23 protein-coding genes and 1 pseudogene are annotated in these 25,022 nt (G+C 37.0%); 6 read left to right on the top strand and 18 right to left on the bottom strand.

Annotated features, from left to right (window positions below; translation table 11 throughout):
- Window positions 1–40 precede the first annotated feature (40 nt).
- From D1867_RS11425 to D1867_RS11415, 3 genes and pseudogenes are all read left to right on the top strand, one after another.
- Window positions 41–1,414, top strand: a complete 1,374-nt coding sequence (locus D1867_RS11425; protein WP_155864241.1) for an RNA-guided endonuclease InsQ/TnpB family protein — start codon at window positions 41–43, stop codon at window positions 1,412–1,414.
- A gap of 51 nt (window positions 1,415–1,465) precedes the next feature.
- Window positions 1,466–1,744 (top strand): annotated as a pseudogene (locus D1867_RS11420) (PIN domain-containing protein); the annotation flags it as partial.
- 338 nt (window positions 1,745–2,082) lie between these two features.
- Window positions 2,083–3,078, top strand: coding sequence for an alcohol dehydrogenase catalytic domain-containing protein (locus D1867_RS11415; RefSeq protein ID WP_155864240.1), 996 nt, complete (start codon window positions 2,083–2,085; stop codon window positions 3,076–3,078).
- A gap of 94 nt (window positions 3,079–3,172) precedes the next feature.
- On the opposite strand, the gene fdhD is transcribed toward D1867_RS11415, so the two are convergent.
- The 3 genes from fdhD to fdhF are packed head-to-tail and all read right to left on the bottom strand — an operon-like array spanning window position 3,173 to window position 7,174.
- A complete protein-coding gene (fdhD, locus tag D1867_RS11410; RefSeq protein ID WP_013776507.1) occupies window positions 3,173–3,940 on the bottom strand; it encodes a formate dehydrogenase accessory sulfurtransferase FdhD in 768 nt (255 codons plus the stop codon).
- On the bottom strand, window positions 3,915–4,277 hold the full coding sequence (locus tag D1867_RS11405; RefSeq protein WP_013776508.1) for a helical membrane plugin domain-containing protein: 363 nt from the start codon (window positions 4,275–4,277) through the stop codon (window positions 3,915–3,917). The genes fdhD and D1867_RS11405 overlap by 26 nt, the downstream gene beginning before the upstream one ends.
- Window positions 4,241–7,174 carry a formate dehydrogenase subunit alpha gene (fdhF, locus tag D1867_RS11400; protein ID WP_338078054.1) on the bottom strand — a complete coding sequence of 978 codons (2,934 nt, stop codon included), beginning with the start codon at window positions 7,172–7,174 and terminating at the stop codon, window positions 4,241–4,243. The genes D1867_RS11405 and fdhF overlap by 37 nt, the downstream gene beginning before the upstream one ends.
- Before the next feature lie 229 nt (window positions 7,175–7,403).
- Here fdhF and D1867_RS11395 point away from each other — a divergent pair, with 229 nt between their 5' ends.
- Window positions 7,404–7,976 carry a hypothetical protein gene (locus D1867_RS11395; RefSeq protein ID WP_013776510.1) on the top strand — a complete coding sequence of 191 codons (573 nt, stop codon included), beginning with the start codon at window positions 7,404–7,406 and terminating at the stop codon, window positions 7,974–7,976.
- A gap of 804 nt (window positions 7,977–8,780) precedes the next feature.
- Here D1867_RS11395 and D1867_RS11390 read toward each other — a convergent pair.
- From D1867_RS11390 to D1867_RS11345, 10 genes are all read right to left on the bottom strand, one after another.
- Window positions 8,781–9,275, bottom strand: coding sequence for a hypothetical protein (locus D1867_RS11390; protein WP_155864239.1), 495 nt, complete (start codon window positions 9,273–9,275; stop codon window positions 8,781–8,783).
- A gap of 800 nt (window positions 9,276–10,075) precedes the next feature.
- Window positions 10,076–11,191 carry a citrate synthase gene (gene gltA, locus D1867_RS11385; RefSeq protein WP_155864238.1) on the bottom strand — a complete coding sequence of 372 codons (1,116 nt, stop codon included), beginning with the start codon at window positions 11,189–11,191 and terminating at the stop codon, window positions 10,076–10,078.
- Window positions 11,192–11,228: 37 nt separating this feature from the next.
- Window positions 11,229–12,071 carry a methylisocitrate lyase gene (gene prpB / locus D1867_RS11380; RefSeq protein ID WP_155864237.1) on the bottom strand — a complete coding sequence of 281 codons (843 nt, stop codon included), beginning with the start codon at window positions 12,069–12,071 and terminating at the stop codon, window positions 11,229–11,231.
- Window positions 12,055–13,323 carry an MmgE/PrpD family protein gene (locus D1867_RS11375; protein ID WP_155864236.1) on the bottom strand — a complete coding sequence of 423 codons (1,269 nt, stop codon included), beginning with the start codon at window positions 13,321–13,323 and terminating at the stop codon, window positions 12,055–12,057. Before D1867_RS11375 ends, prpB begins: the two co-directional genes overlap by 17 nt.
- A 24-nt stretch (window positions 13,324–13,347) precedes the next feature.
- A complete protein-coding gene (locus D1867_RS11370; RefSeq protein ID WP_155864235.1) occupies window positions 13,348–13,533 on the bottom strand; it encodes a hypothetical protein in 186 nt (61 codons plus the stop codon).
- Window positions 13,534–13,586: 53 nt separating this feature from the next.
- Window positions 13,587–14,174: an NAD(P)H:quinone oxidoreductase gene (gene wrbA, locus D1867_RS11365; RefSeq protein ID WP_155864234.1), complete on the bottom strand. Its 588-nt coding sequence runs from the start codon at window positions 14,172–14,174 to the stop codon at window positions 13,587–13,589.
- A 46-nt stretch (window positions 14,175–14,220) separates the two neighbouring features.
- The gene (locus D1867_RS11360) at window positions 14,221–15,501 is read right to left on the bottom strand and encodes an acetyl ornithine aminotransferase family protein (protein ID WP_240872259.1); all 1,281 of its coding nucleotides are present in this window, start codon (window positions 15,499–15,501) and stop codon (window positions 14,221–14,223) included.
- The gene (locus D1867_RS11355; protein ID WP_155864233.1) at window positions 15,498–16,601 is read right to left on the bottom strand and encodes a 3-hydroxyacyl-CoA dehydrogenase family protein; all 1,104 of its coding nucleotides are present in this window, start codon (window positions 16,599–16,601) and stop codon (window positions 15,498–15,500) included. Before D1867_RS11355 ends, D1867_RS11360 begins: the two co-directional genes overlap by 4 nt.
- Window positions 16,602–16,646: 45 nt before the next feature.
- Window positions 16,647–17,384, bottom strand: coding sequence for an enoyl-CoA hydratase/isomerase family protein (locus D1867_RS11350; protein ID WP_155864232.1), 738 nt, complete (start codon window positions 17,382–17,384; stop codon window positions 16,647–16,649).
- Window positions 17,381–17,920 carry a class I SAM-dependent methyltransferase gene (locus D1867_RS11345; RefSeq protein ID WP_155864231.1) on the bottom strand — a complete coding sequence of 180 codons (540 nt, stop codon included), beginning with the start codon at window positions 17,918–17,920 and terminating at the stop codon, window positions 17,381–17,383. The genes D1867_RS11350 and D1867_RS11345 overlap by 4 nt, the downstream gene beginning before the upstream one ends.
- Before the next feature lie 204 nt (window positions 17,921–18,124).
- Between D1867_RS11345 and D1867_RS11340 the strand changes: the two genes are divergently transcribed.
- Entirely contained in the window at window positions 18,125–18,553 is a 429-nt protein-coding gene (locus D1867_RS11340; protein ID WP_240872256.1) for a hypothetical protein, read from the top strand.
- A 13-nt stretch (window positions 18,554–18,566) separates the two neighbouring features.
- Here D1867_RS11340 and D1867_RS11335 read toward each other — a convergent pair whose 3' ends face one another.
- The 5 genes from D1867_RS11335 to D1867_RS11315 form a co-directional block, all read right to left on the bottom strand.
- The gene (locus tag D1867_RS11335; protein ID WP_338078053.1) at window positions 18,567–18,995 is read right to left on the bottom strand and encodes a Zn-ribbon domain-containing OB-fold protein; all 429 of its coding nucleotides are present in this window, start codon (window positions 18,993–18,995) and stop codon (window positions 18,567–18,569) included.
- Window positions 18,996–19,493, bottom strand: coding sequence for a Zn-ribbon domain-containing OB-fold protein (locus tag D1867_RS11330; RefSeq protein ID WP_155864229.1), 498 nt, complete (start codon window positions 19,491–19,493; stop codon window positions 18,996–18,998). It lies immediately after the preceding gene.
- A 13-nt stretch (window positions 19,494–19,506) separates the two neighbouring features.
- Window positions 19,507–20,685, bottom strand: a complete 1,179-nt coding sequence (locus D1867_RS11325; protein WP_155864228.1) for a thiolase domain-containing protein — start codon at window positions 20,683–20,685, stop codon at window positions 19,507–19,509.
- Window positions 20,682–21,815 (bottom strand): thiolase domain-containing protein, encoded by a 1,134-nt coding sequence (locus tag D1867_RS11320; RefSeq protein WP_155864227.1) that lies wholly within the window; start codon window positions 21,813–21,815, stop codon window positions 20,682–20,684. The genes D1867_RS11325 and D1867_RS11320 overlap by 4 nt, the downstream gene beginning before the upstream one ends.
- Before the next feature lie 97 nt (window positions 21,816–21,912).
- Window positions 21,913–23,028, bottom strand: a complete 1,116-nt coding sequence (locus D1867_RS11315) for an acyl-CoA dehydrogenase family protein (protein ID WP_155864226.1) — start codon at window positions 23,026–23,028, stop codon at window positions 21,913–21,915.
- An 86-nt stretch (window positions 23,029–23,114) separates the two neighbouring features.
- On the opposite strand from D1867_RS11315, the gene D1867_RS11310 reads away from it, so the two are divergent.
- Window positions 23,115–24,980 carry an AMP-binding protein gene (locus D1867_RS11310; protein ID WP_155864225.1) on the top strand — a complete coding sequence of 622 codons (1,866 nt, stop codon included), beginning with the start codon at window positions 23,115–23,117 and terminating at the stop codon, window positions 24,978–24,980.
- Window positions 24,981–25,022 lie beyond the last annotated feature (42 nt).

The following is a 25,022-nucleotide window of genomic DNA, read 5'->3' as shown; positions in this document are numbered from 1 at the left end:
CGGAGTAAAGCTATTTAAACTTCAGCAATAACGATTAGTTATGGCACCCTCCTCTGGTCAACTTTATGAGGATGAGGAGCGGGAGCCGACTTCCACTCCCGCAATGCCAGAGGAGGGTGTCTACAAAGTTGAACACTCAGGAAAGAGGACAAACGTAGTTCGTCTTCTTCCAAATGGTTTTCAAGAAAGAAAGTTGAGGAGGTTAGCCAATCTCTCTGCAAAGCTCTTCAACGAAGTTAACTATGAAAGGAGGCAACAATTCTTCCACGAAGGGAAAGTAGACTTTAAGGGAACGTGGAGTAAGTACTACGAGAAGTATAAGGACAAGTTGGGCGTTAATGCTCAAGCTATTCTTCAGAAGAACAACGAAGCGTGGTCGTCCTTCTTCTCCTTGTTAAAACTGAAGAAGGAGGGAAAACTACCACCACACATGAACCGCGTTTCTCCGCCTAGATACTGGAAGGACAGAGAGACGAAGAAGAGAAAGCTAATACTAATCATTAGACAAGATCGATATGAGGTAGATGCTGAAAATCATAAATTAATCCTCAAGGACTTTAAAATGGAAATAGACTTTGTTGGTAGACTCAAATGGTACGGTAAGCAAGGTAGATTAGAAATAATTTTTGACGAAACCAAGAACGCCTGGTATGCACACATACCAGTTGAGGTAGGTGTTGAAGAAGCTGGAAAGAAGAGCAAGCACGTCGTCAAGGGTGAAAGGAAGAGTATCCAGATTGCCAAACCAAATGGAGACAAGCTCGCTTCCATCGATTTAGGTATTAACGTAATAGCAAGCGTAGTAGTTAACGATGGCACTTGGTTGCTCTACAAGGGTGTTAGGACAAAGGAGGACTACTTCTACTTCCAAAGGAGGATTTCAGAAGTTCAATCGTTAGCAGACAGAACCAAAAACCTTGGCGAACATGAGGCATATCTGGAATTGTTAAGGGAAGAGAGGAGACTGTTCAAGAAACTAACTAGGAGGCTTCTTCACCTCTACCGTAACTTAGCTTCCCACCTTATTAGGACACTTCACGAACTAGGAGTGTCAACAATTTACTTAGGTTACCCATTCAACATTGTGAAGGAGAAGGGTAATAAGTTTACAGTAAACATTTGGTCTTATCGTAAGTTGATGGAATCCATTGAATTGAAAGCACAAGAATACGGTATGAAGGTGTTTGAGGTTGTTGAGTACAATACATCAAAGTATTGCGCTTACCACGACGTGGAAGTAAAGAGAAAGCCAAGAGGTGTTGTCAACTGTCCTTTGGGTCATAAACTTCACAGCGATTTGAATGGTGCGTTAAACATTCTAAAGAAGGCAGTAGGAGTAATTATTAACGCAGTTAAGAAACCTCTATCTTTCATCGTGGATCATAACCGAGTAGCACCCATAAAGGGGGTGTAACCCCTAAGACCTCGGGGAACCCTCGCCCTTTAGGGCGGGGAGGAGGTCAGAGTGGTTTATGAGTTCTTATGGGTTTTAGCAAAACTTACGCCAAATGTTTCCTTAATAGAAACTAAGATTAAAGAGTTAAGGGAGTTTGAAATTATATGCGAAAGCCCAGAAACCATACTAAATGGTATAAAAATGTTAAAGGAAGACGGTAAACCCTTAAAAATGTTAAATGATTACATAATTCTAGCCTTAGCTAAGGAATTAAAAGGAAATTTAGCAACCTATGATGAAAAATTGAGGAAAACTGCCGAAAAACATGGTGTAAAAACAATTCCTTAATGCTAAAGCGGAGTTTAAACATTCTTGAGGAGCAAATTGGAGATAATAGATGCTAACTAAGATACTGCCGCAACTAGAATAATCCTTAAAAGAAACTATCAACTCTGATCTGGATTTTCTGTCTATCTTTAATGTGTTAGTAAGGTCTAATTGGGATCTAAAGACGTTGATGAGATCTTAAAAGAGGCACTAGAAGAGAGAACTAAAAGATTGTTAAAAGGTATTTAGACTAAGGGTTTTCGTTAGGCAGTACGCATATTCTTGAATAATGTAGTTAAAGTAACTAACTTTACCTAAATCGAGTTACTTTTATAATAAACAAAAAGAAAGAAGAAAATATGAGAGCTTTACAGTTCGATAAAAGCGGAATTGAAAACTTGAAACTAGTTGAACTCCCTAACCCTGAAGTAGGTGCTCACGACGTTAGGATAAAAGTTAAGTTTGCAGGAGTAAATCCCATAGATTATTTTGTAGTTAATTATCTTCCAGTAAAACCTATGCCTCACATACCTGGTGCTGAAGTTTATGGAGAAATTGAAAGTGTAGGAGACCACGTTAAAAGCCTTAAGCCGGGAGATAGGGTAATAGTTTATAATAGGCTTTTTGATGGTACGTGCGACATGTGTTTGTCCTCAATGGAAATGTTGTGTAGAAACGGAGGTATAATGAGCGTAATAACTAATGGTGGTTATGCGGAATACTTGACAGTCCCAGAAAAGAACGTATTTAAAGTCCCAGACAATATGAGCGAAGAATTAGCTTCGAGTTTACCTGTTGCAGGTCTTACCGCATATCACGCTTTGAAAGAGGCTGGAGTTAACTCTAACGATACAGTAGTAGTTTTCGGTGCTTCGGGGAATACTGGCCAATTTGCTGTACAATTTGCGAAGAAAATGGGAGCTAGAGTCATTGCTGTAAGTAAGAAGGTTTGGTTAAAGGATTTTGGAGCAGATTATGTTACCACTTATGATAAAGTAGTAGAAGACGTTTCAAGAGTGACTGGAGGTAAGATGGCTAGCGTGGTAATAAATTCTGTAGGCTCTTCAGTGTGGGATTTAAGCTTGAGCAGTTTAGGAGTTAACGGAAGGCTGGTGTTCTTTGGCGGAATTGCCGGATCTGAAGTGAAATTAGACCTTTCTCAGATATATGGTAAACACGTAAAGATTATTGGTACTACTGGAGGTAGAAGAATAGAATTAATGGAAATTCTGGAATCGTGTAACGACTGTAAGGTAAAGGTTTGGAAAACTTTCAGTCTAGAGGAAGGTAAGGATGCATTAAAGGCGTTATTTGATCCTACTAGGGATGGAAGAATTTTGTTAAAAATTCAATAAAGTTTATTTTGCGTCTGTGAGGTTTTGTTGTCTAAATTTAATGTTTAGCGGACCTTCTAGTCCCTTATATAAGGAGCTTTACGTTTTTATCTCGTCATATTAATCTCTCCTTATGTGAGTAAATATTGAAACTGTCCCCCCTTAGAAAGCCAATGAGAGTTACTCCTGCCTCTTCAGCGATTTCTACTGCTAAGCTTGTGGGTGCAGATATTCCCGCTATTATAGGAATTCCAGCCTTTATTCCCTTGCTTACTATTTCGTATCCTAACCTTCCGCTTACTAACAATATTGACTTTTCTGCGGGTATTTCTTTTTCTATCAATAGGCTTCCTACTATTTTATCTACAGCGTTGTGCCTTCCTACATCCTCATATATTTTCAGCAACTTCCCCGATGCGTCAAAAAGTGCCGAAGCGTGAAGTCCTCCAGTCACGTTGAACGCGTTTTGGTTCTCTCTTAATATTGAAGGTAAAGAAAATATTAATTTTTTAGACACTTTTAGGTTACTTTTTAGTATTGAAATTGTGTAAAGTAACGCTCTTCCGCAAACACCACAGCTGGAGTTAACTATTAGCTCTCTGGTTTTAACTTTCATAAGCCTATTTACCCAGACTTCTACGGTATTTTTATCTTTTTGTACCACTTTTTCTACATCTTCGATGCCATTTATTACACCTTCAGAGTATAAAAATCCTAAGGATAGTTCTTTATCGTTCCCTGGAGTTCTCATAATTATTGCAAAAGTTTCGCAGTTATCTTTACATATCTCTAAGTGCATCGGTTCTTCTACTGCAACGTAATCCTCTCCTGATATCTCCTCTTCTTCCCTTATTCTTTCAAGGCTTACTCTCTTTATTTGCACTACCTATCGCCTTAAGTATCTTTAAAACTAAGTATAATCCTCTCTTAACGTCAGGGTCTTTTAGTTCCATTATTAGCTCTCCTAAGCTAACATTATTAATCTCTTCCTTACCGCTTAGAACGCTGTAAATCATGTTAACGTTCCTTATTAACATAGCGTTTTGTTCTGCTAAGAAAGCTAAGTTCTCATCCAGTTTTTCTACTATTCCAACTAACAGTGGCAGTATTCCAGTCTTCTGCAATGCGTTTAATAGCCTTAAGAATTGCTCTAAAGCATCCTTACTTTCAACTATTTGTTCAACTAATCCGTCAATGGCCTGAATTCCTCTCTCATCCATTTCTTTTGCACCTCTATTCCTAATTGTCTTCTCCTCTCATTTATATGAAATCTCCAATTATCTAAAGGTAATGGACTTTCTCCCTTTCCTTCCTCTATTTTCTCTATTACCACTGGCGTGTCCTTATATCCAGGGGTACCGCTTGCTTTATCTATTTCTAAGCCAGTAAGATTGTTAACGCCTTTAGACGGATCTGAAGCGAATAGAGGTATGAATATTTCCTCACCTTTAACCCTATCACTAACTATAGCTCTAGCCTTTATTTCTCCTCCAAATTTAGATTTAACTAGCACGAGATCCCCATTCTTTATGGAGTACTTTACAGCTAATTCCTTTGATACCTCAACGAAAGTTTCCGGAACCTTTCTCCTCAATTCTTCAACCCTTCTAGTCATATTCCCTACGTGAAAGTGTTCTAATACTCTTCCAGTGTTTACAATTACTCTGTGAACCTCATCTCTTAGCTCTGGAGGCTTCCAGCTTAACGGATATAATATAGCCTTTCCGTCTTCTGTTGCGAAAGCATTAACATATAAAAGTGGAGTGTCAGTACCATCTTCATTTACTGGCCATAATAAACTATTAAATCCTTCTAACCTCGAATAGCTAACTCCAGCAAATATTGGACATAATTTAGCTATCTCATCCATTATTTCTGATGGGTGTTTATAGTTCCAATTTGCTCCTAATGCATTAGCGATCATTTGGATTATTTCCCAATCAGGTTTAGAGTCTCCTAATGCTTCCATAGCCTTATAGAATCTCTGAATCCTCCTCTCGGTATTTACGAAAGTCCCGTCTTTCTCTAGGCTAGCAGCTGCTGGTAATATTACATCAGCTAATTTGGCAGTTTCAGTCATGAACATATCTTGAACTATTAAGAAGTCCACTTTCTCTAAGGCTTGTTTAGTTAATGGGGTTCCGCAGTCTACCATTACAGTATCCTCTCCAACTATATATAAGGCGTGAATTTTACCCTCTAATACTCCCTCAATCATTTGGGTTATTTGCAACCCCGGCTTTCTGTTTAATTTAACTCCCCAGCTATCTTCAAATTTCCTTATTACATTTTCATCATCTAACTTCTGATATCCAGGTAAGTAATTAGGTAAACAGCCGAAATCACTAACGCCTTGAACGTTATTATGACCTCTCATAGGATATGCTCCAGTCCCTGGCCTTCCGTAGTTTCCGGTTATTAATAATAAGTCAGATATTATGGTTGACGTATCGGCACCTCCTAAATGTTGCGTTACTCCCATTCCCCATAATATTACTACGTTTTTAGCTTCATGTATCATTTCCGCTAATTTAATTATTTGTTCCTTTGGAACTCCGCTTATACTTTCAACATAATCTAATGTGAATCCCTTTATGGATTCCTTGAATTCCTCAAACCCCTTTACTCTCTTCTCAATGAACTCCCTATTTTCCCACCCTTTATCTATAATATATTTAGCAACGGCAGCCAATATTGCTGCATCCGTGCCAGGTTTAGGTCTTATAAACAAGTTAGCCCTTTCAGCCATTTCATGCTTTCTTACATCTATTACAACTACCTTAGCCCCCCTAATTTTCTGAGCCCTCTTTATCTTACTTCCTACAACGGGGTGACTTTCAGTAGTATTGTGACCTACTATAATTATTAAGTCAGAATATTCTGCAATGTCCTTTATAGTTCCAGAATCCGCTCCTATTCCCACAGTCCTCCAAAGACCTACAGTGGCCGGTGATTGACAATATCTTGCAGAATTATCTACGTTGTTTGTACCTATTACCGCCCTAGCAAGCTTTTGCAATAAGTAAGCCTCTTCGTTACTCATCTTATCTGAGGCTATGAATCCTATGGAATCTGGCCCATATTTTTCCTTAACTTCCTTTAACTTCCTAGCTATGTATTCTATTGCTTCATCCCAGCTTGCTTCCCTAAAGCGGTCTCCTTCCCTTATTAGAGGTTTTGTTATCCTATCTGGACTATTAACGAAATCCCAACCGAACTTCCCTTTGACACATGTTAGAATTCCGTTGGCTGGAGATTCTGGTTTAGGTTCAACTTTTAGTATTTTCCTTCCCTTAGTCCATATCTCAAAGGAGCATCCCACACCGCAGTATACGCAAACAGTTTTAGTCTTCTTTATCTGACTTTCCCTGGCTTTTGCCTCAATTTCGCTAAACGTCATTAATAGACTGAAGCTGTCCTCAGCTCTTCCTATCGCCTCAATTGCCTTTTTCTTTAAATCTTTGTTAATCCATGTTAGATATCCAGCCTCTCCTAGCATCGATTTTTCCATTAAAGCGTTTACTGGACATACTGTTACACAAGTACCGCAGTTAACACATGAGGAATTCCCTATTAGATTTCCGTTATCCCAGATTACTCTAGGAGGATTTAAATCCCAATTAATCCATATTACCTCATTTACTGCGAAATCCTGGCAAGCCTCAACACATCTTCCACAAAGTATACATTGTGACGGATCGTAGATGTAAAAGGGTCCAGTATCATCAACGGAATACGGTTTTTCAACATATTTCTGTGAATTTATCCCCAGCTTTATTACAGCCTCATGTAAGACGCAATCTCCATTGTTATTTTCACATATACTGCAATATAGTTTATGATACTTTAATATTCTTGAAATTGCAGTCTTTCTAGCGTTTACTGCTCTGGGACTGTTCACTAAAACGTTCATTCCATCTGAGACCTTTGTCGAACATGCCCTAACTAGCCTTCCGTTTACCTCTACTAAGCATGAGTCACAACTCTCTATTGGTGTTAATCCCTCATTATAACATATATGGGGTAAGTATACTCCGTTCCTCTTTAGTACTGATAATATGGTTTCCCATTCATTTGCTGTTGTTTCCCTATTATCAATAGATATCTTTACGGTCACAGATACCTCATCTCATTTATTATTAAAAAAGTTAACTCACTAAACATTTTAAATCAAAAATTCTTTTTTTAACAAAAATCTATACTAAGATTGTTCTATAATAAAAGTTTATAGTAGTATATATAGTTTAAAAATAGAGATATTTGAATACATGAATTATAAAATAATTTGCTAATAATAGGAAAGAAAACTTTATAACTTAAATAGAGTAAAAAAGATATAGATCGAAATGAATTTGCCAATACTCCCGTTGGCTATAGGATTTTTTGGTCTAGGAACGGGATATTTTGTTTATGGCGGAGTGGAAGTAAGCGGTTATCCCCAATCAAGTGAATCATTAAATAAATCATTAGGTCAATGGGGCATATGGATGCCCGGTTTTATGCAATTTATTACTGCAATAATATTATGGGCGTATATAGCAATGTATGATGTTACACCTCCTAATGCATTATATATGGCCGCTGTAGCTTTTACTGCATATGGCGTACATTGGTTTGCGTTAGGACTAAATAGACATTATGGAGGCGACGCTAGAGTCGACGGCTATATGGCCGTAGCTTTCTTGTGGATATCAATAATAGGTGCTTTAGTATTTTATGAGGTAAAAGATAATCCAGTAGGAATCTTATTTACTTTACTGGCACTAGTTTATATTTCAGATATCCCGGCAAGTTTATTAGCATCTAGGCAATGGACTAAAGTAAAGGGTTATTTCCATCTAATAACTGGAGTGTGGCTAATGTACTTAACTTTCGCCGCGGTTACTTCTTTTGCTCTAGGCTGGAGTTTGCCATTATAATCTTATTGTTCAAGTAATTTATTTTTTATATACGCTCAGTTTATATAAAAATGATGTCGAGATATTACTTAATTAGTTGAGAAACAAAGGTAGGCTGTATGGAGTATACGGAATTTCCCTTATATCAGTTGAAATAGGGAAGAATTGAAAGGTAGTATATATTTTTATCTTTCTATTCTGCTTATTTGATATTTTTCAGGAAGTAAATTTATGTGATTTTAATGAAGTCGTGCATCTTTCTCTTCGAGATGGTATGTGTGGCTTTTTGAAGTAATCTTTATTAATGAAGGGTTGAAAGCCTAGGGGACGGATAGCCCCTTATAGAAAGCAGTTCCTTTTAGCGTCGCTAATGGAGGCTCTTCCGGATGAAAGTGCTCCATTAGAGTTATTCTCTGGCCACCGATAGTGGAAACTATGAGGAGAGAACCCCTCAGTGCTGGGAGGAAGTCGGCTGATAAATAATATTAGCTACATATATACTCGGTATATCGCATCAAGTCCTGTGTTTACGAGTTCGACCTAGGCACATTTGCGGCTATTCCAATTCTCAAATTTCTCTCAATATTTTACTATTTATTGATACTATCTTTGAGATAATAATTACTTTCAATAACGTCTTCGAATTGAATGAGAGAAAAAGAAAGGTTAAAAAGTGATAATTAAAACTTTCTATTAAATTAGTTGAGACGAGATAGCTTTTAAGGTATATTATAGAATACTATATAAAAAAGAGAAGAGTAGTTTATTACAAGAAAATTATGTATGCATGGGTAATTCTAAATATACAAACATTTTTACGACTCGCTAGCCTTTCTGTAGGTGAACAGTTAGAATTCCGTTCTTAAACTTTTTCTCAACAATTTTCCAATTCCCAGGAGGTAAAGTTATTGCTTTCTTTCCTACATCTAGGACTCCGCTCTCAATCCTAACCTCAGGCTCTTCTTCAACTCTGCCTACGACGAATAATTCATCTCCTTTTGGTATGATTTCGAAGTCCTCTTCCTCTGGAACCTCATACTGCGTTTCTTTCTCGGGTTCTTCTTCAATTCCCATCATAGCTCTCAGCATTTTTTCTATACTTGAAGTCATTGAAGTTGGAGCCACAGCGTTAATAAGCCTATTATAATCTTCACTTTCCTTGGGGACTACTATTTTACCGTCTCTGTTATCAAAAGTAACGTAATAAATTACTATGCCGTCAAAGTTTGCCATCATTGATAAGCTTTTAACTAATCCCGATAAGGAATTCATGTCTTGTTTCTCTAGTGCATCTATTATTTTCCTTTCCAGTTCGTCCATAATATATAATTTGATTAGTATAAAATAAACCTTTGCATAAACTTTAGCTCATCCTGATTTTGCAGATAAATCCTGGGCGAGGCTTTTTCTTTTAAAAACTCTATGGAGGGTTGGTGGGTAACCCAATTGAATCTTTCTAACGACGTTGCTCTTTTAGTGGGAAGATGAAAAACGCCGAGGACTTCTAGAGAGTCAAATAAAAGCATTAGTTCTTAGCCATGTGCATATTAACCAATCAACTTTCTCATTGTCCGATGATCGAGAAATTAAGCACATAGAAGAATAAGAAAACATATAAGTAACGACCTTCATAGGTCTTTTGAGTCTTTATTTTATATTTTCTGATACTATAGAAAGTCTTTTTCTTGAAGTCATTAAGCACCAGTATTTATAAATTGAAAGACACGATGTGTGTAATTTAATTATCAAAAAGTTGTAGAATAGAAATATTTAGTAAAATAATATATTTTATGACCTTAATTATAATGATTCAGATTGCAAAGCGTAAATACTCACATGATTACTTTAAATTTAACTAATCTGTAATTTTATAACTAATTATTACAATTGAGGTATAATTACTAGAAGAGAGTAAAAATACAGTATTAGGTAAAATGTTAATCCAAACGCAGAGGGTAAAGATATAATAGTATGGTTGATAATGACATGGCAAGGTTTATATCCATTAGTTTATCTGATAGAAAAACGACAAACCTCGCCCTTTCAAGGCGGAGAGGAGGTCAGAACTCAGTACTTAGCATTATTCCTAATCTTTGAAATCAGCTAGAAGGCTGACTCCTTTATCCTCTCTGTGATAAAGGTATAAAATCTCTTTTTTCTGGTCCGACGTATAAAGCCCTGGGCCAGATTATTGCAGGTTGATTTTCTAAGTATTCTATTACGTGAGCTAACCAACCCAGTATTCTGGACAAAGCGAAAAGTGAGGTAAACATGTAAATCGGAAAACCTAGTGAATAGAAGACAATCCCAGAGTAGAAGTCTGTATTCGGATATATTTTCTTTTGTGAGAAATATCTTACTCCTAGTTCCTCAAGCTTTTCCGCTATTTGTAAGTATTTTTTACTCTCCTCCTTAGCTAGTGAATAAGCCATCTTTTTGAATATTTTTGCCCTAGGATCGTAAGTCTTGTAAACTCTATGCCCAAAACCCATTAGTCTCTTTTTACTTTTTATAATGTTCTCCTCAAACCATTTTTCCACGTTATCCGGACTACCTATTTCCACAAACTGCTTGAAAGCCTCTTCAGCTGCTCCTCCGTGTAAAGGACCTTTTAGTGCGGAAAGTGCAGAGGTTATGCAGGAATAAATATCTGTTAAAGTTGATGCAGAAACTAGTGCTGCAGTAGTTGATGCAGGTACTTCGTGGTCTGTATAAAGTATTAGTGCAGTGTTCATTGCCTTTACCTCGTCCGCTGAAGGCTTTTTGAAGAAAGTTGCCTCTAGAAAGCTCTTTGCATAACTTTCAGATGGTTCTGGAATTTTTGTTTTTAACCCTTCCTTTATCCTATATACGTTAGAGACTATGGTTGAAGCCTTGGCAATTATATCAAGTGCTGTTAGTCTATTTATTCTTTTACCCCAAATGCTCATTATACTAAAAGCCGTCTCCATTAGGCTTATTGGGTCTGCATCTCTTGGTAGCTTTTGCATTGCTTCAAGAACTTCGAGAGGTACTTCGTAACTTTGGTTAATTTTCTCCTTTACTTCTTGTAATTGCTTAGCGTTTGGCAGTTCTCCGAATAACATTAGATGAACTACTTCTTCGTATTCACAATTTTCTGCAAGGTCTTCTATATTATACCCTCTATACCTAAGTACTCCTTTTTCTCCGTCTATGTAGGTTAATGAAGTTTCCTTTATTATTACATTCTCCAGTCCCCTACTTATTTGGATCATACTGCCACTTCGTCAAAATAATAGTTATTATTTATAATTATAAAAGTTTCGCTAATTTTTTGTCTAATTTATCATAGAAATCATAATTAATTATCTCGTATTGCTCTTTTCTCGTCATCATCTTATCTATTAAAGACTTTTGAGTGCCTTCATTTAGTAGAACTTCTAGTGCCTCCTTCATCGCCTTTGCAGCTACTCTAAAGATTGTTACTGGAAAGATAACGTATTTATAGCCTAATTCTTCAAACTCTTTGGCGGTTATTAGAGGAGTCTTTCCGAACTCAGTCATGTTAGCTAAAAGTGGTGCCTTAACTTCTTTGGCAAATTTTGCGAACTCCTCCTTTGAATGTAAAGCCTCTGGAAATATTATGTCGGCTCCTGCTTCTACGTATTCTTTAGCTCTTTCTATTGCATCTTCTAAACCGAAGACGTCGTTTGAATCTACTCTAGCTATTATTAATGCGTCTTTCCTAGCCTCCAGAGCTGCCTTTATTTTTGACACCATTACACTCCTTTCAACTACTTCCTTTCCGTCTAAATGACCGCATTTTTTAGGCATTTTTTGATCTTCTATTTGTATAGCGTTAGCTCCAGCTTTTTCCAATACTCTTACCGTCCTATAGACGTTTATTGCTTCTCCGAAGCCCGTGTCTGCATCAACTATCATTGGTATTTGGGTTACTTCTCTAATTTTCCTAACTTCGTTGGCGAGTTCCTCAAGGCTGATTATACCTATATCAGGCAGACCTAAAGACGAAGTTAGCGCTCCTCCAGATAAATATATAGCCCTAAAACCTACTTTTTCTGCAAGTAATGCTGTAAATGGATTAAAAACCCCTGGAATTATAAGGAATTTTTCCTTTCTAAATACTTCCGACAATTTTGTCTACCTCATTTTCATTTTCTAAATTCCAAATTTTATTTATTACTTCCCTTGTTAGTCCAAGTTTCAACGCCTTTTCCTCCACCTCTTCATCTGACATGGGATTATTATAGTAACCTCTCGGGGACCTAACCTCGTTCTCGAACTTTCCTTTATCAGTTATTATGGTAATTTTTGTAGGCAATTCCCTAGGATAAACCTTTGTGTATTCTGGGTTTTCGACTACCTCAACTTTCTTCATTAACTCTTTAACCTTCTCGTCTCCTATTAACGAGTAATTTTCGAGCCACATTTTTCTTAGCATTAGCGTTGTAGCAGTTATGAAAGGTATACTGTGATCTGCAGTTTCTTTGGTTTCGGGATTCCACTTTTCTTCATCTGCTAAAATGCTCTTACCTGCCTCGTAAGTTTCTACAATTATTTTCTTAATTTCACCTTCATACTTCAGATTAAGTATTGCCTCTACTAAGGCTTGTGCATGATATTCGACAGGATATTTTTTAATACTCGTCTGGAGTATTTTCCTAGTTCCCATCCTTTCAAATGGCGAATAATCTAACTCGGCTATTAATTTAAATCCTTTTTCTCCAGAGAATGGCTTTTCCGGTCCGGTAAAACCTTCCTTTGCTAATAAGACTGCGAAAACTGAATTTCTTATTGCTTCAGCTGTAGCTCCTGCCTTCCACATCGATAATTTTCCTACTCTACTTTGCCTCAATGCTACATGGGGGATTACAGTCATGGAAATTGCGTTAATTGTTTGTTCTTTGTTAAGGTTAAGCAGTTTACTTAATGCTACTGCACTTGCTATTTGTGTAAAGTTTACGTGATCGAAACCCCTTAATCTTAGTGATGCGGAGTCACATAACCTTGTCCCGACTTCATAACCTATTACGATTGATAGTATTATATCTCTCCCTTTCTCTCCCAATGTTAGTATTCCTCCAATGATATCGCTAGGATGTAATGGTTCCTTTGACAAGTATGTATCGTTAAAATCTAGATATCTTATTAAGAAAGTATTATAAAATGAAGCGTAATCTGGAGATCCTTTCTTGTAACCTATCATTGGGTAATTTCCTTTTATATCCAGTCTTCTTATTATTTCCGCGGGTTTAGAGTTTATTGATGCTTTTGCTACCCCTAAAGAGTCTATTATTCTCCTTTTGGCTTCATGTATTTCTTCTTCGCCTAGATCTTCATAAGATATTGAAGTTGAGTATTCAGCTAATAATTCAGCTAGTTCCATAATGATAAATTAATGTCCTCTTTATTAAATTTCTTCCTCGGCGTTGGAGGATGCTAGAAGTAACATGGATATTATACCTAGTAATATTCCTAGATAAATCGGTACGTCTGGCGAGTACTTAAAGTAAGGTATTGGCAAACTAAAATCTGATACTACTAAATACACTGCTAGAGCTAATAGTCCTCCACATGCGCAAGTTAATTTCTTCATAAGTAATGCTTTGCACCAAAAAATAAAAATTTTTCTTAAGTTATAAAATAAACTTAACTTAATAGCTTTTTAGCTACTTGTGCTAACCTTTTACCTTGAAATCTTGCTATCTTTATTTCGTCTTCATCTAACTCCTTTTTTGAGCCTAGATGTGATGCCCCGTAAGGACTTCCTCCAGTTGTTGATTTTGAAATTTCTGGAATTCCGTAACCTAAAGTCACTATTATCATACCAAAGTGATATGCATATGTGCTCATGGTAAGGATCGTAGTTTCGTGGCCTCCGTGAACTGTTGATGCCTCGGTGAAGAACGTTACAGGCTTGCCATATAAGTCTCCATTTCTCCATAGAGGTGCGGTTGAATCTAAGAAAGTCTTCATTCCACCTGCCATGTTTCCGTATCTAGTTGGAGAACCTATTGCTATTCCATCTGCCCATTTTAAATCATCCAATGTAACTTCTGGAATATCCTTAGTGTTATCAACTGGGATATGAAATTGTTGTATTAATTCTGGGTACAGCGTTTCTCTAACTTTCCTTATCCTTGTTTCTGCACCTTCTTCTTCAGCTCCTTTTGCTATTTCTTTTGCCAAATCTACAATACTCCCGTAGCCGTAGAAGAGAACTAAAATATTTACCATAGATAACAGAAGAAAAATAAATAACTAAAAATTTGACTCATCATAACTAAGTCAATTTTGTGGCATCACTAATAACTTTCTTTAATATTGCTAAGCCTTTCTTTGCTTCCTCGCCACTTATTATTAAGGGAGGAATTATTCTGATTGCTCCTTCTCCTGCAGGCAATAGTAGTAGTCCTCTTCTAGCTGCCTCCTGAATTACCGTATCCCTTATTTTTCTATTGTATATTCTACCGAATTCTATTCCCCAAGCTAAACCCATTCCTCTTACGTCATCTACGTCCATCGTAGATAGCTCATCTCTAAATATTTTCCCTACTTCATTTACATGCGGTAATAAATCCTTAGTAATTTCTATGACCTTTGAGCCTATTGCACATGCTAAGGCATTACCTCCAAAGGTATTACTATGCATTCCAGGTTTAAAGTCCAACTCTGCCCTAAATATGGTAGCACCTATTGGAACCAGTCCGCCACCTAAAGCCTTCGCTAAGGTTATTACATCTGGTTCCGCGTTAAAGTTCTCTATTGCGAAAAGTTTTCCTGTTCTTCCCATTCCCATTTGTACTTCATCGTCTATCAAATATATTCCGTATTTTCTTGCTAACCTTTGCAATGCTTGAAAGAAACCTCTTGGTGGGACTACGTAACCTCCTTCTCCTTGTATAGGCTCGAAGAATATGCCTCCTATCTCTTCTGGTGGGACTACGTGGGCAAAAATGTAATCCTCGATATATTCTATTACTCTGTCTATTAATGAGTTAGGATCCTCATAACCATTAATATGCCACGGATTCTTAAACGGATTAGGGTAAGGCACATATATTACTGGTAAGAATGGCCCTACTTCTGCTTTTTGTATTGGCTTACTTGCTGTAAGTGAGACGGAACCAAAAGTTCTACCATGGAAAGCTCCAATGAAGGATATTAAATATTTTCTTTCTCTCCTTTTTACTAATTTTATCGAAGCTTCAACTGCTTCAGTACCGCTATTAGAGAAGAATACTTTCTTTTCAAAATTCCCTGGAGAGCATATTGCTAATTTTCTTGCCAATTCAAGTTGCGGTAAGTTATAAAAATCATTACCTGCAGCATGGGCTAACTTTGCCATTTGGGCTATTGCAGTTTTTATTACTTCAGGGTGAGACGGCCAACCCAAATTATTAACTCCAATTCCCGAAGTAAAGTCTAGGTATTTATTTCCTTCAATGTCATATAACCAAACTCCTTCTCCTCTGTCGAGTATTATTGGATAAGTTTCTGGATCTCTAGTTGTTGTAGCAAGGTATTTTTCTGTCTCTCTAATAACTTTTTTAGGGTTCATCATGAGTAAGACCTCGTTAATTCTTCATCTGGGATGAAATGGGGTAAACCAGTGGATTCGTAAAGCATTTTTAAGTTTCTTATGATCGTGCTTAATCCAAATTCTTTTAAGTATTCTTCGGGAGTTTTTGGCCAATTTAATCCTAATTTGCAACCTTTACCTACGTCTTCCTTTGATACTATTCGAAGTCTAATTAATCTATACGATTCGTTTATTGCTGAGGAAACTAGAAGTGCAGGGTCGACTAATTTTGCGTTCTCTAGTGTAGGTTCTATAATTTTACCTTTATATGTATAAAATCCTTTACCTGATTTCATTCCGAATTCTTTTGAATTATATTTTTGTTCAAAAGATTTGCAATAATATACCTCAAAACCTCTTTCTATTAACGCTTTCTGAATAAGGTAACTTACGTCAAGTCCTACGTAATCTTGGAGTAAGAACACTCCCATGGGAAATTGTAAGACCTGAATTGCTGTATAATCTATATCTTTTACTTCAGCCATTTTATTGTCAAGTAACCAACATCCAACTTCGTTAACCCTAAACATTATTCTTGTAACTAAAAAGCCAGGGATATCCTTATTGATAAGTATCGTCTCCTTTCCCATATTCTTTGCAACATCTAAAGCAATTCTTACTGTTTCTTCTGACGTCTTTTCTCCTCTGATAATTTCAACCAAGGGCATTAAGACAGGGGGATTGAAGAAATGCATTCCTATTACTCTCTCCTGCCTATCTACGGCCTTTGCTATTTCGGAAATTGGAATACTACTAGTGTTTGATGCAAGTACTGCAGTCTCTGAAACCAGCTTAGAGGCCTTGTTAAAAACTTGCGACTTTACTTTTATATCTTCTATTACTGCCTCCACCATGAAGTCCGTGTCCTTTAACGCTTCCTCTTGGTTTGTAGTAAAATGAATACGTTCTAATGCCTCTTGCTTTTTAAGTTTAGATAAACTCCAAGCTATTTTATTTCTTGCGTTAAGTAAGATTTCGTCGCTAATGTCGTTAACCCAAACGTCATAACCTGCGATAGCTGCCAGTTCAGCTATTCCATGTCCCATGGTTCCTGCTCCTATTACAGTAAACTTTTTTATCATATAATAATCTTTGCAACTAGCAAAAATAACTTTATTTATAAAACTTTAGGACGTATGTTTAGAAACGAATTCCCTCATCCTATCCTTAGCTGGAGAAGTTAAACAAAGTAGTGATAATTCCTTAACAGCTTTTTCTATCATCTTTAAGTCTGCTCTTGTCCAAGCTTTCATTGATCTTATGGAATTCAAGTCCAGTTGAGAGATCATTTTAACTACTTTATCAAGTTCTTCCATAATTTTTTCCTTAGGGACGACGTAATCCACAAGTCCTATTTCCTTAGCCTCTTTCGCCGTTATTGCTTCAGCTGTTAATAGAAGCCTTGTAATCCTTCTGCCCAAGGCTTTATATCCTATAGCGCAAGCCATCGGGGGGATAAGTCCAAGTTTTCCTTCAGAGATGGAGAAAACTGCGTCTTCCGATGATATAACAATGTCAGAAAGTAAGAGTATTTCGCAACCTCCGCCGTAAGCTAAACCATTTACTAAAGCTATTACCGGTTTTTTAACCTCTATTAGTGCCTTAATAGCTGAGTACAAGGTATTAAAGAATTTTTCTGCTTCATCTGCATTAGATAGTCCTTCCATTGCATATATATCATCTCCAGCAGAGAATGCCCTACCTTTGCCAGTTATAATTATTGCCGTCGATGGATCTTCATCAGCTTTTCTTAGAGAATCCCTAAGTTCCGCCCAACTTTCCATATCTAAGGCATTAAGTTTCTCCTCCCTATTGAAGATTATCCAAGATAGGAGTCCTTCATTTTTGTATATTACTTTCGTCATTTTTTCTCACCACTTAATATAACCCAAGCGTGAAACCTGGAGAGACCTTTCCTCTCTATGTTAGTAAATAGGGAAAAGAATTCCTCTGCAGAAAGGGACCTAGGATCTGATCTTTTCCCTATCCTTATTGTAACTAATGCCTTTCCTCCAGGCTTAAGAACTCTCTCTATTTCTCTTGCCAATTCCTTGTGAAGTACAGTACAACATAGAACGTCTTTAGAAAGTAAAAAGTCTATTGATGCTGAAGGAATGAAATTTAGGTTTCTAGATACGAAAGTTTTAACGTTATTTATACCCTTCTTTTTTAACTTACTTTCCAAAACTTTTATCGATTTTGCACTGGAGTCCACGGCATAAACAATTCCTTCCTTTCCTACTAAATATGATAAAGGAATTGTATAAAATCCTGGACCACAACCATGGTCTACTACAGTCATGCCTCTTCTTACAAACGGTGTTAAAATTTTGTAAGGATTTTCGAAAAACCTTCTTAGAGGGAAGGATAAAATTATTGGAGGAATATGTCTATCTTCCATAGTTTAGATTTCTCAGCCTAATATAATTAAACTTTCTAAACATGACTTCAATTTAAAACTTAGTAAATTTTCAATAAAAATTTAATATTTTTATAGTTAATTAAAACTCATGTCTATTTGTCCAGATATGAATATAAGGCTTCAGAAGGAAATAACAAATGAGAATTAATTATTGTTTTTATTTTCTGAAGTTTAATGCCACTTATGTGGAAGCATATAAATGGATGGGATAAATGTAGAGATTGTTGGCTTGCTTATGAGAAAGGTTTACAGCACGAGAACTCTTTACGTTGTTATAAGGTAGGAATACCAATATCATCACTTAACGTTCCAGTAGAGGTCTTCATAGACGAGATAAAGAAGAAGGGTTATGTTGCCAAGTACGGTTACTTTCCATTTCCAGTTAGTTTAGTTTCAAGAGGTGTAATAATATTATATTTTGAGAGTAAAGAAAAGATGATTTCTGCAGTTAATGAATTACGAAATTTTGTGAAAGAACCTAACATTAGGGAGAAGTTATTTTTTAATACTTTCGTAAACGTGGATTGGATGGGGGGGATTAACTATAGAAGGGGATGTCCAGAGTATGATAAAAAATTTGGAGATTGGAGGAAATGGGGGAATCCTCATTGAGGTACTTTTTGGATTATTCAACTATTACCCTTAACGGCCAATCGAAACTTGTTATCTTAGCTTTACCTCCAACTCTAACGTTTCCTTCAGCATAGCATAATAATCCTCCGACAGTATTTGGAAACCTTATCATTGCAATATAAATAGGTTTATCTAATTGACGACCTTCATCGTCTTTATAAATTATAGTGTAAGAATCAACGTAAGCTTCTTCCTTCTTTATTTCTACGTAATTATCGATCTTAGCAAAACAATTTTCACAATATGCTCTTGCAGGGATGTAAATCTTACCGCATTTTGAGCATTTACAGCCTATTATTTTACCTTGTTTTAGCCCTTTAAAGAACTCCTCTCCTGCCGGTCCTACTGTATACTCGTATTTTTCAACCTCCATATTATCGTACCATTTTACGCTTTCTTTTATACTCTTATCCCAAGACACTCAGATCACCTTAAAGCATTGTATGTCTTCTATACTGCCTTTCCTTTCTTCTTTGGATCTCCAGATCGCCTTAACTTTTTTACCTATTATGTTCATGTTCTTCACTTCCTCATAAGTGGTGCATATTCTGTGGAATATTCCGGGGTATACAAAATCTCTATCGTTCGATGGCAATAACCTTATAACGCCTACTATTTCGGGTTCCTTCAACCTTTCCCTAGTCCAACTTATAAAACTTGCAACTGCAGTCATTACGATACCTTCGTCCTTAACCTCAATCCATTCGTCAGTGGGTCTAAAGCATTCATCGCAATACATTCTTGGCGGAACGTAGATTTTACCACATTTATTGCATTTTCTTCCGTATATTTTTCCTTCCTTAAATCCCATTAAATATTTGCTTTGAGCTTGTCCTGCAGTATATGCGTATTTCGCATTAGGCTTATACGAGATTATTACATGTTCTTTTAACTCATTTTCCTTTAGAGGTGTGACCATTTTTCCACCCTTTTTAGTTACGTAAAACTATAACCGTTCCGGCTTGCATTAAATCTCCCCAGGCTTGAGCTAGTCCAGTATGGACTGGTCTTTTGACTTGCATCTTTCCTGCAGTACCCTTTAATTGCCAATATATGCTAATAACCTTCATAAGTCCTGCGGCAGCTATCGGATTGCCTACTCCTAGTAAGCCTCCACTAGGGCTACTGGGGATATCTCCATCAATGTCGAACACTCCTTCCTTTAATAGTGTAGGCGCCTCTCCCCTTTTAGCCAATTGTAATGCCTCTAAGTGGTGCAATTCTTTATAATCAAAGGGATCGTAAGGCTCTACAACGTCTATCTCCTTATTAGGTCTTTCTATGCCTGCAATCTTATACGCCATTCTGGCTGCAAACTCAACGTACCTTGCGTAAGATAAGTCCCTTGCAGGCCATTCTGTATTATCCAAAGTCCATCCTACTCCTTCAACCCATACTGGCGTATCTGTATACCTTCTTGCAACGTCCTCTGAGGCCAAAACTATTGCTGCACCTCCATCACTTACCGGACTAACGTCTAGGAGTTGTACAGGCCATACTAGGACTTCGCTATTTAAAACGTCATCAACTGTTATATTAGCTCCAAGCTGCGCATATGGGTTATTTAGTGCATTTCTCTTATTTTTGACTGAGACTAAAGCTATTTCTTCCTTCTTTATTCCATATTTGGACATATACCTATGCATTTCCATGGCAAAAATCCAGATCAAATTTGGATTAAGCGGCTTCTCCAATATCGGATCCCATATGTACTTAAACACGGATTGAGGATGAGGTCTTGCAGGACTCATCTTCTCTTCAGCTACAGCAAGAACTTTCTGGCAAAGCCCGCTAGCAACATGATACCAGCCAGCTATTGCAGTCATAACTCCAGTAGCCCCTCCAACATATACTCTACTGACCGGCTTCCTTATTCCTCCGGAACCGTGAGATAAATATTCGCCTTTTAAGTGAACGCCGTCGAACGCGTCTGGGGCACTGCCTATTACTACACAATCTATGTCCTTTAATTCTAAGCCCGCCTCTTCTAAAGCTTTACTAGCCGCTTCCCAAGCTATTTCTTGGGGAGTTTCCAGTAACCTCCTTCTAAATAGCGTTAACCCTGCTCCAATTATTGCAACCCTTTTATTTAAATACAGATTTACCTTCATGGCTTTTCCACCACCACCACAGAGCCACTGAATGTGGGAATGCCTCTCCAAGATCCAACTAATGCCTTTTCTATTTTTCCTTGTTTGATATAATCTATTGCATCTAAGAGTAGGGAAAACCCTGAAGCCTCGAGTGGTACTCCCTTAGCTAAGTGACCTCCTAAAGGATTTACCGGAATTTCTCCTTGAGGCGAGAAATTTCCTTCATTTAAATCCTTTGAAGGATCGTCAGATATCCTTAAGCCTTCTAGGTGTTGCAATTCCTTATAACTATACCTATCATCTACGAAAACTGCGTCAAAATACTTTCTAGGCGAAGTTACGTTGGCCATTTTATATGCTAAATCAGAGGCGATCCTCATATAATTTGCCTTGCCGAGTTCTGAAGTTTCTAAGTTTGAAGAATCTGTAGCATAACTTATGCCCTTGACCACTACATAGTCATCTTTTTTCAATTTTCTTGCAATTTCCTCTGTAGAGACAACAATTACTATTGCACCGTCAACTAACGGAGCTATGTCAAGTTCACTCAATGGATATACTATGAATTCCTTGCTAAGCACGTCTTGAGCTGATATTTTACTGGCGTAAGAAGCTCTGGGAGATGAAAGACCAGAGCTTTTATTTTTCTCTACGACCATTGCGAGATCTTCTCTTGATATTTTCTTCCTTTCCATGAACTTTACAGCATCTAACCCTGCAATAAAGTGGAAATTTTGTGGATTTATGGATCTCACATATATTGGATCCATAGATAATTTGACTATTTCACTATACGTTAGTATATCGCTGGCCTTTGAGTGGGCCTCTATTGCTACTATATCTGCAATGCCGGAATTTATGTGCATAAATGCATGTGCTAGTCCTTGTAGGGAATCTCCTGCTACTGTCATTGTAGGTCTTAAGGCTCCGCCTAATTGATCTGGCGCGAACTCGTCAGAAATTGAAATTCCTTCCCAGAAGTCTTCCTGACATGAAATAAATGAGTCTACGTAGTTTCTTGGATTTATATTTCCTGCGTCTTGGTAAGCCCTAGTGGAAGCTTCAAAAACCATTTCCCTAAACGAGACCTCTGGAGTTGAAGGCTTGAATCCGTACCACCCTACGCCTATTATTGCTATTTGATTCAAAAATAATCCCCTACTTATCTTAACTTTCCTAATTTATTAAAGTTTTCTGACTTTTGATATATTATTGTTCTTATAATAAACATAATATTTATAAAATTTAATCTAATATAGGAATGCCGTATTTTTCAGAATATTTTGATATAATGTGTCTTTGTATTTCATCGCTTCCCTCGCCTATCCTCATTACTCTCACGTCTCTGTAAATTCTTTCTACGGAAGAACCTTTAGCATAGCCTAATCCTCCTAATATTTGGAGAGATGTATCAACAATCTCCTGTGCAATTTCTGCAGATAATAGCTTTAACATTGAAACGTAAACTCCTTTATCATTTGAGTTCTCATCAAATTTTCTGCTAACTTCCTTAGCTAAAGCTTTCAAAGAGTTAATTTTAGCAATTGAATCAGCAAAATACCACCTTATTCCCTGAAAATTATATAGCTTATTTCCAAAAGCCTCTCTAGAATTAGCCCACTGAAAAGCTTCTTCTAACGCTCTTTCTGCTAAACCTATTGCAATACCGGATATTGCTAACCTACCTACTTCTAGAACTGAATTAATCATTTCCCAACCGTTGTTTACCTCACCTATAACGTAATCTTCTGGAACCTCGCATTCGTGAAATATGACTTCAGCAGTGCCGGTACCTCTATTCCCCATTACTTCAATCTTACTTGTCTCTATACATTTACCTCTTGGTATTATGAAAACTGACAAGTCTTTTCTAGAGTTTCCCGTCCTTGCTACAGTTATGAATATATCCGCATAAATTCCTTGGGTAATCCACATTTTACGCCCGCTCACAATCCACGAACCTTTCTTTTCTGCATACGTTTTCATAGATCCTATGTCGCTTCCGCCAGAAGGTTCAGATAAGGCAAGACTGGCTATAATTTCCCCTTTACTCATGGGCTCCAGGAAACTCTTTCTCTGCAAATCGTTACCGTAAAGTCTTATCATTTCTCCGGCTAATTCCCCTTGGGCATCGGCAATTAAGGCTAAAGAACCGCTAACTTTAGCAATTTCTTCTAGTGTTTTTACCATATCATAGTGCGATAAATTACTATATAAAGGAATTAAGAAACCTAATTCTCCCAATTTTTTAACTATCTCTCTAGGATAGAAATCTTCCTTATCGATTTTTGCTGAAACACTCTCCACTTCTCTCCTTAAGAATTCCCTTAGTGATTGAATGATAAGACTACTTTCACTCATATGTTAACTTAATTTCGTATGTTTTTAAAATCACCTATTAATGAAAACTAAAGTATATAAATAAGTTAAATAATAAAAGTTTATTGATGGTTTGGAAAATTTATTCATTACATCAAATCAGATCCATGGCAAGAGTTGCAATAGAGGATCCCAGTAATTTTTGGAGAGATAAAGCAAATTACATAACTTGGTTTAAGGCTCCAGAGAAGATTCTTGAAGGAGACCCTCCTAAAGATAAATGGTTCCCTGGAGGAATTACAAATATTTCTTATAACGCAGTAGATAGGCATTTACCAAAGTTAAGGAATAAAGTGGCCTTCTATTGGGTTAATGAGAATTTGGATCATGAAAAAGAAATTTCGTATTACGATTTGTATCAAGAAGTAAATAAAGCATCATACGTTTTAAATCAACTAGGAGTTAAGAAGAATGACGTAGTGTCTATTTTGATGCCAAGTATACCGGAGGCAGTGTACTTCTCTTTAGCAGTTCATAGACTAGGTGCAGTTTTGGCTATTCATTACGTAGGATTAAGTGAAGAAACGCTTTCCTATAGATTTAACGACTGCGGTTCCAAGATTTTAATTACATCATCAAAGGCTTTTAGGAACGGCAACGAAATTAGGATTAAGGATTTTGTAGATAATGTGTTAAAGTCCCATACTACACCGATACAGAAAGTCCTAGTAGTCTCGAGAGGCTTTTCAGACTTTAATGTTATAGGCAATAGGGACATAATTTATGAAGATATTAAACCTAAAGGCAAAGTTTATGTGAAGCCAACGGGAGTTGAGGCAAATGAGCCTGCTACGATTTATTATACATCTGGAACTACTGGAAGGCCTAAGGGGTTATATCACACTAACGGGGGTTATATCATAGCTTTAAATTGGGCTTTCAAAGCAATATTTAATCCAACAGAGAACGATACCTGGTGGACTATTTCAGAATTAGGTTGGCCAGTATGGCCTATGGCAAATTTATACGTAATCCCAGTAATGGGACTGACTGGAGTATTATTTGAGGGATACATTGCTCATAAGAGAGATTTATTTTCTAAAATAATTGAAAAGTTCAACGTTAGTTTAGTCTGGAGCTCTACTACAACGCTCTATACTCTAAAGAGTCTGGGAGACGAATCCGTGAAATCCGGAGATACGTCGAGTTTAAGGGAAATACTCAATACCGGTGAACCGCTTAACGCCGGGGCATGGAGTTGGTTAAGCGAGAATTTGCCTCACGTTAAGATAGCTGATGCCTATTGGATGACCGAGCATTTATATCCCATTGCCGCAACTCCTTATGGCTTGGGAGAAATTCCTTATAAGCCTGGTTCTGCAGGGATACAATTTCCTGGTTCATACTTCCTTGTAGTAGATGATGAAGGTAAGCAATTACCTCCTAGGCAAAAGGGTTACATTGTTTTAAAGCCATTAAATCCTGCTGAGGCTAAGATGTGGAACGACCATAATTATGAGAAACTTTTAAAGCAATATTGGTCGAGGTTTCCAGGGTATTTTTACACTGGAGATTACGGTTATGTTGATGAAGAAGGCTATTTGTACGTATTGGGTAGGGCAGACGATGTGATAAGATCCGCAGAAGAAAGAATAGGAACTTTAGAAGTTGAGAGCGTAATAGTCTCTCATCCTCAAGTTGCAGAAGCTGCAGTAATTGGACATGGAAATAATATAATAGCTCTTGTTGTTCCGAAGCAAGGAGTTATGGTAGAAGAGGGGTTAAGAAATGATATTAAAAATTATTGTAGGAATGCAGGGTATCTCGTTGATAAAATAATATTTGTTAAGAGGCTACCTAAAACTAAGAGCGGTAAAATTATGAGGAGGCTATTAAGGGCAATAATTAATAATGAAAACCCTGGCGATATCTCAACTTTAGATGATATGAAAGTATTAGAGGAGCTAAAGGAAGCATTAAAGGAGCAATTGTAAATCTAGTTATTATGTTAACCTTTTTTAACTTAGAAAGATACA

The sequence above is a fragment of the Acidianus infernus genome, from assembly GCF_009729545.1.
Classification (GTDB): Archaea; Thermoproteota; Thermoprotei_A; order Sulfolobales; family Sulfolobaceae; genus Acidianus; species Acidianus infernus.
Note: the sequence above shows the minus strand (reverse complement) of the source record. Positions and strands in the feature narration are given on the sequence as shown.

Excerpts from the sequence above, each read along its gene's own strand:
- D1867_RS11425 (WP_155864241.1), top strand. The coding sequence starts at position 41 with ATGGCACCCTCCTCTGGTCAACTTTATGAGGATGAGGAGCGGGAGCCG.
- D1867_RS11415 (WP_155864240.1), top strand. The coding sequence starts at position 2,083 with ATGAGAGCTTTACAGTTCGATAAAAGCGGAATTGAAAACTTGAAACTA.
- D1867_RS11405 (WP_013776508.1), bottom strand. The coding sequence starts at position 4,277 with ATGGATGAGAGAGGAATTCAGGCCATTGACGGATTAGTTGAACAAATA.
- D1867_RS11395 (WP_013776510.1), top strand. The coding sequence starts at position 7,404 with ATGAATTTGCCAATACTCCCGTTGGCTATAGGATTTTTTGGTCTAGGA.
- D1867_RS11390 (WP_155864239.1), bottom strand. The coding sequence starts at position 9,275 with ATGGACGAACTGGAAAGGAAAATAATAGATGCACTAGAGAAACAAGAC.
- gltA (WP_155864238.1), bottom strand. The coding sequence starts at position 11,191 with ATGATCCAAATAAGTAGGGGACTGGAGAATGTAATAATAAAGGAAACT.
- D1867_RS11375 (WP_155864236.1), bottom strand. The coding sequence starts at position 13,323 with ATGGAACTAGCTGAATTATTAGCTGAATACTCAACTTCAATATCTTAT.
- D1867_RS11370 (WP_155864235.1), bottom strand. The coding sequence starts at position 13,533 with ATGAAGAAATTAACTTGCGCATGTGGAGGACTATTAGCTCTAGCAGTG.
- wrbA (WP_155864234.1), bottom strand. The coding sequence starts at position 14,174 with ATGGTAAATATTTTAGTTCTCTTCTACGGCTACGGGAGTATTGTAGAT.
- D1867_RS11360 (WP_240872259.1), bottom strand. The coding sequence starts at position 15,501 with ATGATGAACCCTAAAAAAGTTATTAGAGAGACAGAAAAATACCTTGCT.
- D1867_RS11355 (WP_155864233.1), bottom strand. The coding sequence starts at position 16,601 with ATGATAAAAAAGTTTACTGTAATAGGAGCAGGAACCATGGGACATGGA.
- D1867_RS11350 (WP_155864232.1), bottom strand. The coding sequence starts at position 17,384 with ATGACGAAAGTAATATACAAAAATGAAGGACTCCTATCTTGGATAATC.
- D1867_RS11345 (WP_155864231.1), bottom strand. The coding sequence starts at position 17,920 with ATGGAAGATAGACATATTCCTCCAATAATTTTATCCTTCCCTCTAAGA.
- D1867_RS11340 (WP_240872256.1), top strand. The coding sequence starts at position 18,125 with ATGTGGAAGCATATAAATGGATGGGATAAATGTAGAGATTGTTGGCTT.
- D1867_RS11330 (WP_155864229.1), bottom strand. The coding sequence starts at position 19,493 with ATGGTCACACCTCTAAAGGAAAATGAGTTAAAAGAACATGTAATAATC.
- D1867_RS11325 (WP_155864228.1), bottom strand. The coding sequence starts at position 20,685 with ATGAAGGTAAATCTGTATTTAAATAAAAGGGTTGCAATAATTGGAGCA.
- D1867_RS11315 (WP_155864226.1), bottom strand. The coding sequence starts at position 23,028 with ATGAGTGAAAGTAGTCTTATCATTCAATCACTAAGGGAATTCTTAAGG.
- D1867_RS11310 (WP_155864225.1), top strand. The coding sequence starts at position 23,115 with ATGGTTTGGAAAATTTATTCATTACATCAAATCAGATCCATGGCAAGA.